Consider the following 7,829-nt stretch of genomic DNA (forward strand, 5'->3'; position numbering starts at 1 on the left):
CCCATATAGGCGATCTCTTCCAGCACGATGGCGTTATGCACCGCGTCTTCGGCGTTTTTCCCCCACGCGAACGGGCCATGGGAGTGGACCAGTACGCCGGGCATTTGCGCCGGATCAATGCCGTTATCACGGAAGGTTTCGACAATGACCGCGCCCGTTTCCCATTCGTAGTCGCCGTTGATTTCCTCATCGGTCATCAGGCGAGTGCAGGGCACCGGGCCGTAAAAATAGTCGGCGTGGGTGGTGCCTGTCGCCGGAATTGGCTGCCCGGCCTGCGCCCAGATGGTGGCGTGACGCGAGTGGGTGTGCACGATGCCACCGAGCGTTGGAAACGCCTGATACAGCAGGCGATGAGTCGGTGTATCGGAGGATGGCTTTTTGTTGCCTTCCACCACTTCTCCGGTTTCCAGGCTGACCACCACCATATCTTCGGCGGTCATCACGCCGTAATCAACGCCGGACGGCTTAATCACCAGCACGCCACGCTCGCGGTCGACGGCACTGACGTTGCCCCAGGTTAGGGTGACCAGATTGTGTTTTGGCAGCGCCAGATTAGCGTTCAGGACCTGGCGTTTGAGTTCTTCTAACATGTTTTGCTCCGAGTCTGAATTTCCCTCACCCCGACCCTCTCCCATAGGGAGAGGGGGAAGGGCGGAGTCTGTGCCCGATTGGTTCCCTCTCCCCGTTAGTGAGGGGGAAGGGCGGAGTTCTCGCTCGATCGGTCCCCTCTCCCGTTGGGAGAGGGTTAGGGTGAGGGGGAAAGCGGCTTAACGTTTGGACCCGTAATACACTTCGTTCCAGCGCAGCGCGTCTTTAAAGGCCGGCATGCGGGTGTCGTTGTCGATCACCGCAATTTCGATATCATGCAGCTCAGCGAACTGGCGCATATCGTCCAGCGTCAGCGCGTGGCTGAACACGGTGTGGTGCGCACCGCCCGCAACGATCCACGCTTCAGACGCGGTTTCGAGGTTTGGATGCGCTTTCCACAGGGCGTTCGCTACCGGCAGCTTCGGCAGATCGTGCGGGGTTTTTACGGTTTCAATGGTGTTAACCAGCAGGCGATAGCGATCGCCGAGATCGATCATGCTGGCGACGATCGCCGGGCCGGTCTGGGTGTTGAAGATCAGACGCGCCGGATCGGCCTTGCCGCCGATGCCGAGGTGCTGGACGTCGAGCAGCGGTTTCTCTTCCACCGCGATAGACGGGCACACTTCCAGCATGTGTGAGCCGAGCACCAGGTCGTTACCGCCGTTAAAGTGGTAGGTGTAGTCTTCCATAAATGAGGTGCCGCCCTGTAGACCGGTCGACATCACTTTCATAATGCGAAGCAGGGCGGCGGTTTTCCAGTCGCCTTCGCCCGCAAAGCCATAGCCTTGCTGCATCAGGCGCTGCACGGCGAGGCCCGGGAGCTGTTTCAGGCCGTGCAAATCTTCAAAGGTGGTGGTGAAGGCGTGGAAGCCGCCTTCTTCGAGGAAGCGCTTCATGCCCAGCTCGATGCGTGCGGCGTCCAGCACGTTCTGGCGCTTGTCGCCGTGAATCTGGGTAGCCGGAGTGAAGCGGTAGCTGCTTTCGTATTCGTCAATCAGCGCGCTGATTTCACCGTCGGTAACTGCGTTGACGACCTGCACCAGGTCGCCCACCGCCCAGGTGTTCACGGAGAAACCGAACTTGATCTGCGCTGCGACTTTATCGCCGTCGGTAACCGCCACTTCACGCATGTTGTCGCCAAAGCGGCACACTTTCAGCTGACGAGTATCAATCTTAGAGACCGCCTGGCGCATCCAGGAGCCAATGCGCTCCTGCGCATGTTTGTCCTGCCAGTGGCCGGTGACCACGCTGTGCTGTTGACGCATGCGTGCGCCGATGAAGCCGAACTCGCGGCCGCCGTGTGCGGTCTGGTTCAGGTTCATAAAGTCCATATCGATGCTGTCCCACGGCAGCGCCGCGTTGAACTGGGTATGGAATTGCAGCAGCGGTTTATTGAGGATGGCGAGGCCGTTGATCCACATCTTCGCCGGAGAGAAGGTGTGCAGCCAGACGACCAGACCAGCACATTTCTGGTCGTAGTTCGCGTCGCGGCAGATGGCGGTGATTTCGTCCGGGCGGGTACCCAGCGGCTTCAGCACCAGTTTGCACGGCAGTTTCCCTTCGGCGTTTAAGGCACTGACCACGTGCTCCGCGTTTTGCGTCACCTGACGCAGCGTTTCCGGCCCATACAGGTGCTGGCTACCAATGACAAACCACACTTCATAATTATCAAAAACGGTCATGTTCGTATCCTTTAATGAGTCAGGGCTGCGCGGGTAGCGGCGGTTTTTTCCGACGAAGCAGCAGGGAGATAATGGTGTTCAGCGCTTTCGGCCCATTGCTGGTAGCGCTGATAGAGTTCTTCAAAGCGTGCAGCCTGCGCCGGGCGCGGCTGTAAGGTATGTTCTACGCGGCTGGCCATTTTGCCCTGCGCGGTCGGGATATCGGCGTAAACGCCGGCGGCTACCGCGGCGAAGATAGCCGCACCCAACGCGCAGCATTGGTCGGAGGCGACGATTTGCAGCGGACGGTTCAGCACGTCGCAGCAGGCCTGCATGATGACGCGGTTTTTACGCGCGATGCCGCCCAGCGCCATGACGTTGTTCACTGCAATACCCTGGTCGGTGAAGCACTCCATGATGGCGCGCGCGCCGAAGGCGGTGGCGGCAATCAGCCCGCCAAACAGTGCCGGAGCGTCGGTGGCGAGGTTTAAATCAGTAATGACCCCTTTCAGGCGCTGATTCGCATTCGGGGTGCGGCGACCATTAAACCAGTCGAGCACCACCGGTAGATGGTCGAGCGACGGGTTAGCGGCCCAGGCTTCGGTCAATGCAGGTAACAGCTGTTTCTGGCTGGCTTTGATCTGCTCTTTCAGCTCCGGGTGCTGTGCGGCAAGCTGCTCCAGCGGCCAGCCAAGTACGCGACCAAACCAAGCATAGATGTCGCCGAATGCGGATTGACCTGCCTCCATACCGATAAAGTCCGGCACTACGCTACCGTCAACCTGGCCGCAGATACCTTTCACCGTACGGCTGCCAACGCTCTGTTTATCAGCAATCAGAATGTCGCAGGTTGAAGTACCAATGACTTTCACCAGCGCATTAGGCTGTGCGCCTGCGCCAACCGCACCCATATGACAGTCGAATGCGCCGCCGGAAATGGCGACTTGGGTAGAAAGCCCCAGGCGCTCCGCCCATTCGGCGGTTAGCGTGCCGACCGGCACGTCGGCAGTCCAGGTTTCGTTAAACAGCGGGCAGGGCAGATGCTGGTTGATAATGGGATCCAGTTCGTCGAAGAACGACGCCGGCGGCAGGCCGCCCCAGCTTTCGTGCCACAGCGATTTATGCCCGGCGCTGCAGCGACCGCGGCGAATATCCTGCGGGCGAGTGGTGCCGGAAAGCAGCGCGGGAACCCAGTCGCACAGCTCAATCCACGACGCTGCGGCTTGCGCCACGGCGGGGTCTTCGCGAGTGACATGAAGAATCTTGGCCCAGAACCATTCGCTGGAGTAAATACCGCCAATATAGCGAGAGTAATCTTCTTTGCCCGGCTGGTGGCACAGGCGGGTGATGGCCTCTGCTTCTTCTACTGCGGTGTGATCTTTCCACAGTACGAACATGGCGTTCGGGTTGTCGGCAAACTCCTCTTTCAGCGCCAGCACGTTGCCGTCGGCGTCAATCGGCGCCGGGGTGGAGCCGGTGCTGTCGACGCCGATGCCGACCACGTCCGCGCGCTGGGCGCTGGAAAGCTCGGCCAGCACGCCCTTCAGCGCCGCTTCCATGGATTCAATATAGTCGCGCGGGTGGTGGCGGAAACGGTTGTTCGGCGCGTCGCAGAAACGCCCTTCCTGCCAGCGCGGATACCACTCAACGCTGGTCGCGATTTCTTCCCCCGTCGCGCAATCTACTGCCAGGGCGCGGACTGAGTCACTGCCAAAATCGAGGCCAATTGCGATTGCCATCGTGTTACTCCATCTCAATGAAAACGTGATAGTGAAACAGTAGATATCCCCGCAAAAAAACGTCAGGCTGGAACCGCTAATCTTATGGATGATCTTGCTGTGACCTCACAAAGTGTGACGCCGTGCAAATAATCAATGTGGACTTTTCTGTCGTCTTTATAGACACTTCAGTTGTGGTTATGAGCTGGCTTCTCTTGCGGCTTTATTCTCTAAGTGCCTTGAAATAACAGGGTTGACAGCCGCGTCGGTTCTGTTATTCATTGAGCGCGGCGGCCGTGCCGATAAAAAGCCGAATATGGATAATTGGTTTCTTTAAATATCAGTGAGAGCGTGCAGAAATGGCTGAAATGCAAAACGATCCCCTGCTGCCTGGTTATTCCTTTAACGCCCATCTGGTGGCGGGGTTAACGCCGATTGAAGCCGGTGGTTACCTGGACTTTTTCATCGACCGACCGCTGGGCATGAAGGGGTTTATTCTGAACCTGACGGTGCGCGGTGAAGGGGTGATTGAAAACCAGGGCAAGCAGTTTGTCTGCCGTCAGGGTGACATGCTGCTGTTCCCGCCGGGCGAAATTCACCACTATGGACGTCACCCGGACGCCAGCGAGTGGTATCACCAGTGGGTCTATTTCCGCCCGCGCGCCTACTGGCACGAGTGGCTAAACTGGCCCGCCATCGTGGCGCAAACCGGTTTTTATCGCCCGGATGAAGCGCACCAGAGCGAAATTTCCGAGCTGTTCGGTAAAATTATCGACGCCGGACAGGGCGTAGGGCGCTATTCCGAACTGCTGGCCATCAACCTGCTTGAGCAACTGCTGCTGCGGCGCATGGAGGCAATCAACGAATCGCTGCATCCGCCCATGGATAACCGCGTACGCGATGCCTGCCAGTACATCAGCGATCATCTTGCCGATAGTCAGTTTGATATTGCCAGCGTGGCCCAGCACGTCTGCCTGTCGCCATCAAGGCTGTCGCATCTTTTCCGCCAGCAACTGGGTGTTAGCGTGCTGAGCTGGCGTGAAGATCAGCGCATCAGCCAGGCCAAGCTGCTGCTGAGCACCACGCGCATGCCGATTGCCAGCGTCGGGCGCAATGTCGGCTTTGAAGATCAGCTCTATTTCTCCCGGGTCTTTAAAAAATGTACCGGCGCCAGCCCCAGCGAATTCCGCGCTGGCTGTGAATAAAAAGTAAAGAAAAGGAAATGCACTGTGTCGGCTTTTGTCTTTGCCAGTAAACTATTTAGACAATTGATGGCTTGACGATGCAGAGGGGGCTCTGGAGAATCCCTGCTTCGTTTTCAAACCGGGCACACTATGCAAGCATTGCTGGAACACTTTATTACGCAGTCCACGACCTACTCGCTGATTGCGGTGGCGCTGGTGGCGTTTCTGGAATCACTGGCGTTAGTGGGGCTGATTTTGCCGGGCACCGTGATGATGGCGGGTCTGGGCGCGCTTATTGGCGGCGGCGAGGTGAACTTCTGGCAGGCGTGGCTGGCGGGGATCGTGGGCTGCCTGCTGGGTGATTGGATCTCCTTCTGGCTGGGTTGGCGCTTTAAAAAGCCGCTGCACCGCTGGTCGTTTATGAAGAAAAACAAAGCGCTGCTCGATAAAACCGAATACGCGCTGCATCAGCACAGTATGTTTACGATTCTGGTTGGCCGCTTTATTGGGCCCACACGCCCCGTGGTGCCCATGGTGGCGGGCATGCTCGACCTGCCGATTGCCCGGTTTATTCCCCCGAATATCATTGGTTGCCTGCTGTGGCCGCCGCTCTATTTCCTGCCGGGGATCCTCGCCGGCGCGGCGATTGATATTCCCGCCGATGAAAATAGCGCCAGCTTTAAGTGGCTGCTGCTGGCGGCGGCGTTGCTGTTGTGGCTCGGCGCGTGGCTGTGCTGGCGACTGTGGCGTAGCGCAAAGGAGAATCACGACCGTCTCAGCAACGTGCTGACGCGTCAGCGTTTACTGATTCTGGCGCCGCTGATTCTGGGCGTTGGCGTGGTGGCGCTGGTCAGCGTGATTCGTCATCCGCTGATGCCGGTGTATATCGAGATTTTGCGTAAGGTGGTCGGGCTGTAACGTGCCTGATGGCGGCTACGTGCGTACCCATTTGTAGGCCGGATAAGGCGTAGCCGCCATCCGGCAATCCCTCACTCAGCGATACCTAACAATGCCGAAGCGCTGGCCTTACCGCTCAGCAGCGCTTCGGTCTTACCATCCCAGGCGATTCGCCCTTCCGCCACCACCATTGCCCGCGCCGCAATTCGCGCCGCGTCTTCAACGCTGTGCGACACCATCAGCAGCGTCAGATTCTGGCGCTGACACACGTCGTCGACTAATTGCAGCATCTCCTGACGTAGCGCCGGATCGAGCGCGGAAAAGGGTTCGTCCAGTAGCAGAATGGGTTGCTGCCGCACCAGGCAACGGGCCAGCGCGGCGCGTTGGCGCTGGCCGCCGGAAAGCTCGCCCGGCAGCCTTTCCAGCATTGATTCAATCCCCATTTGCCCGGCGATGACCTGTAGCCTGCGTTGCTGATCGTCGGTGAGCTTGAGACGCGGGCTCATCCCCAGGCTGATGTTCTGGCGCACCGTCAGGTGGCTGAAGAGATTATTTTCCTGAAACAGCATCGACACCGGTCGCTGGGACGGCGGCGTATGCGTATGGACGCGGCCTTCCAGCATGATGGTGCCGCTGGCGGGCGTCAGAAATCCAGCGATCAGATTGAGCAGCGTCGATTTCCCCGCGCCGCTTGGGCCGAGCACCGCAATTTTCTCGCCCTGGGCAATCGTGGCGCTAAAGCGCATCGGCAGGTGCTGATACAGCCAGGTCACATCATTCAGTTTTAGCATGGCGTCCGGGTAACTTTTCAATCACGGTAAAGAGCAGGAAGCAGAGCAGTAACAGTATCAGCGCCGTCACCGCGCCGTCCTGACTGCGGTAGGCGCCAATCTGCTGGTAAAGATAAAACGGCAGCGTGCGGAAATTCTCGTTGCCGAATAACGCCACCACGCCGAAATCGCCGATCGACAGCACGCAGGCAAACGCCAGCGCTTGCGCCAGCGGTCTTTTGAGGGCGCGTAATTCAATTACCCGCAGGCGAGTAAACCCGCTAAGTCCCAGCGACTCGCAGAGAATGCTGTAGCGTGCAGTGATGTCGCGCATCGGCGTTTCCAGCACCTTCAGCGCGTAGGGTACCGCCATCAGCGCGTTGGTGAAGATGACAATCCCGTCGGCGGAGTCGGGCAGGCCGATGGTGTTATTAAGCAGCAGGAAGAAGCCGGTGGCCAGCACGATGCCCGGCATCGCGAGAATCAGCATCCCGCTCAGTTCCATCGTCTGACCGGCCAGCGGCTGGTTACGCGCCCGCAGCTCGCGACTGCTCCACAGCAGCATCATTGTGAGCGTCACGCTAAGCAGACCTGCGGCGAGAGCAATACGCAGCGACGTGCCCAGCGCCTGCCATAAAATCGGCTGGCTAAAGACGGAGAGCATCGACGGGTGAATGCCATCCACCACCACCGCCAGCAGCGGCGGCAGCAGTAACAGCAGGGTCAGGAAGATGAGTACACCATCGGCGATGCGGCTATGCCAGCGATCGTCCGGGTCACGCCAGCCTTGAATCTGGCTATTGCCCACCGCAATGGCCCGGCTCATACGCTGGCTAAGCAGCACCAGCGCCAGACAGCAGGTCATCTGAATCAACGCCAGCATTGCCGCTCGCGCCGGATCGTAATCAAAGTTCAGCGCCTGGTAGATCGCCAGCTCAATGGTGGTGGCGGAAGGCCCGCCGCCCAGCGACAGCACGGTGGCGAAGCTGGCGAAGCAGAGCATAAAAATCA

At 58.9% G+C, this 7,829-nt stretch carries 7 protein-coding genes; 2 read left to right on the plus strand and 5 right to left on the minus strand.

Translation table 11 applies throughout. The features are described from left to right. The 3 genes from ACW14G_RS21370 to araB all read right to left on the minus strand — a co-directional run. On the minus strand, positions 1 to 590 hold a 590-nt coding region (locus ACW14G_RS21370), incomplete at its 3' end, for an L-ribulose-5-phosphate 4-epimerase (protein ID WP_455648778.1). Between the two features lie 177 nt (positions 591 to 767). Further along, on the minus strand, positions 768 to 2,270 hold the full coding sequence (araA, locus tag ACW14G_RS21375; protein ID WP_249022325.1) for an L-arabinose isomerase: 1,503 nt from the start codon (positions 2,268 to 2,270) through the stop codon (positions 768 to 770). Positions 2,271 to 2,281: 11 nt separating this feature from the next. After that, a complete protein-coding gene (gene araB, locus ACW14G_RS21380; protein ID WP_223803319.1) occupies positions 2,282 to 3,988 on the minus strand; it encodes a ribulokinase in 1,707 nt (568 codons plus the stop codon). Positions 3,989 to 4,326: 338 nt separating this feature from the next. On the opposite strand from araB, the gene araC reads away from it, so the two are divergent. Further along, entirely contained in the window at positions 4,327 to 5,172 is an 846-nt protein-coding gene (araC, locus tag ACW14G_RS21385) for an arabinose operon transcriptional regulator AraC (RefSeq protein ID WP_163448247.1), read from the plus strand. 129 nt (positions 5,173 to 5,301) lie between these two features. Further along, a complete protein-coding gene (locus ACW14G_RS21390) occupies positions 5,302 to 6,069 on the plus strand; it encodes a DedA family protein (RefSeq protein ID WP_163448248.1) in 768 nt (255 codons plus the stop codon). Between the two features lie 71 nt (positions 6,070 to 6,140). On the opposite strand, the gene thiQ is transcribed toward ACW14G_RS21390, so the two are convergent. Together thiQ and thiP are read right to left on the minus strand one after the other, a co-directional pair. Then, positions 6,141 to 6,839: a thiamine ABC transporter ATP-binding protein ThiQ gene (gene thiQ, locus ACW14G_RS21395; protein ID WP_163448249.1), complete on the minus strand. Its 699-nt coding sequence runs from the start codon at positions 6,837 to 6,839 to the stop codon at positions 6,141 to 6,143. Then, the coding region (thiP, locus tag ACW14G_RS21400; protein WP_455648779.1) for a thiamine/thiamine pyrophosphate ABC transporter permease at positions 6,823 to 7,829 on the minus strand (1,007 nt) is incomplete at its 5' end. The genes thiQ and thiP, both read right to left, overlap by 17 nt.

Source organism: Kluyvera sp., from assembly GCF_965301105.1.

Bases quoted from the DNA above. Each gene is read 5' to 3' on its own strand.
- thiQ (WP_163448249.1), bottom strand. From the start codon at position 6,839: ATGCTAAAACTGAATGATGTGACCTGGCTGTATCAGCACCTGCCGATG.
- araA (WP_249022325.1), bottom strand. From the start codon at position 2,270: ATGACCGTTTTTGATAATTATGAAGTGTGGTTTGTCATTGGTAGCCAG.
- araC (WP_163448247.1), top strand. From the start codon at position 4,327: ATGGCTGAAATGCAAAACGATCCCCTGCTGCCTGGTTATTCCTTTAAC.
- araB (WP_223803319.1), bottom strand. From the start codon at position 3,988: ATGGCAATCGCAATTGGCCTCGATTTTGGCAGTGACTCAGTCCGCGCC.
- ACW14G_RS21390 (WP_163448248.1), top strand. From the start codon at position 5,302: ATGCAAGCATTGCTGGAACACTTTATTACGCAGTCCACGACCTACTCG.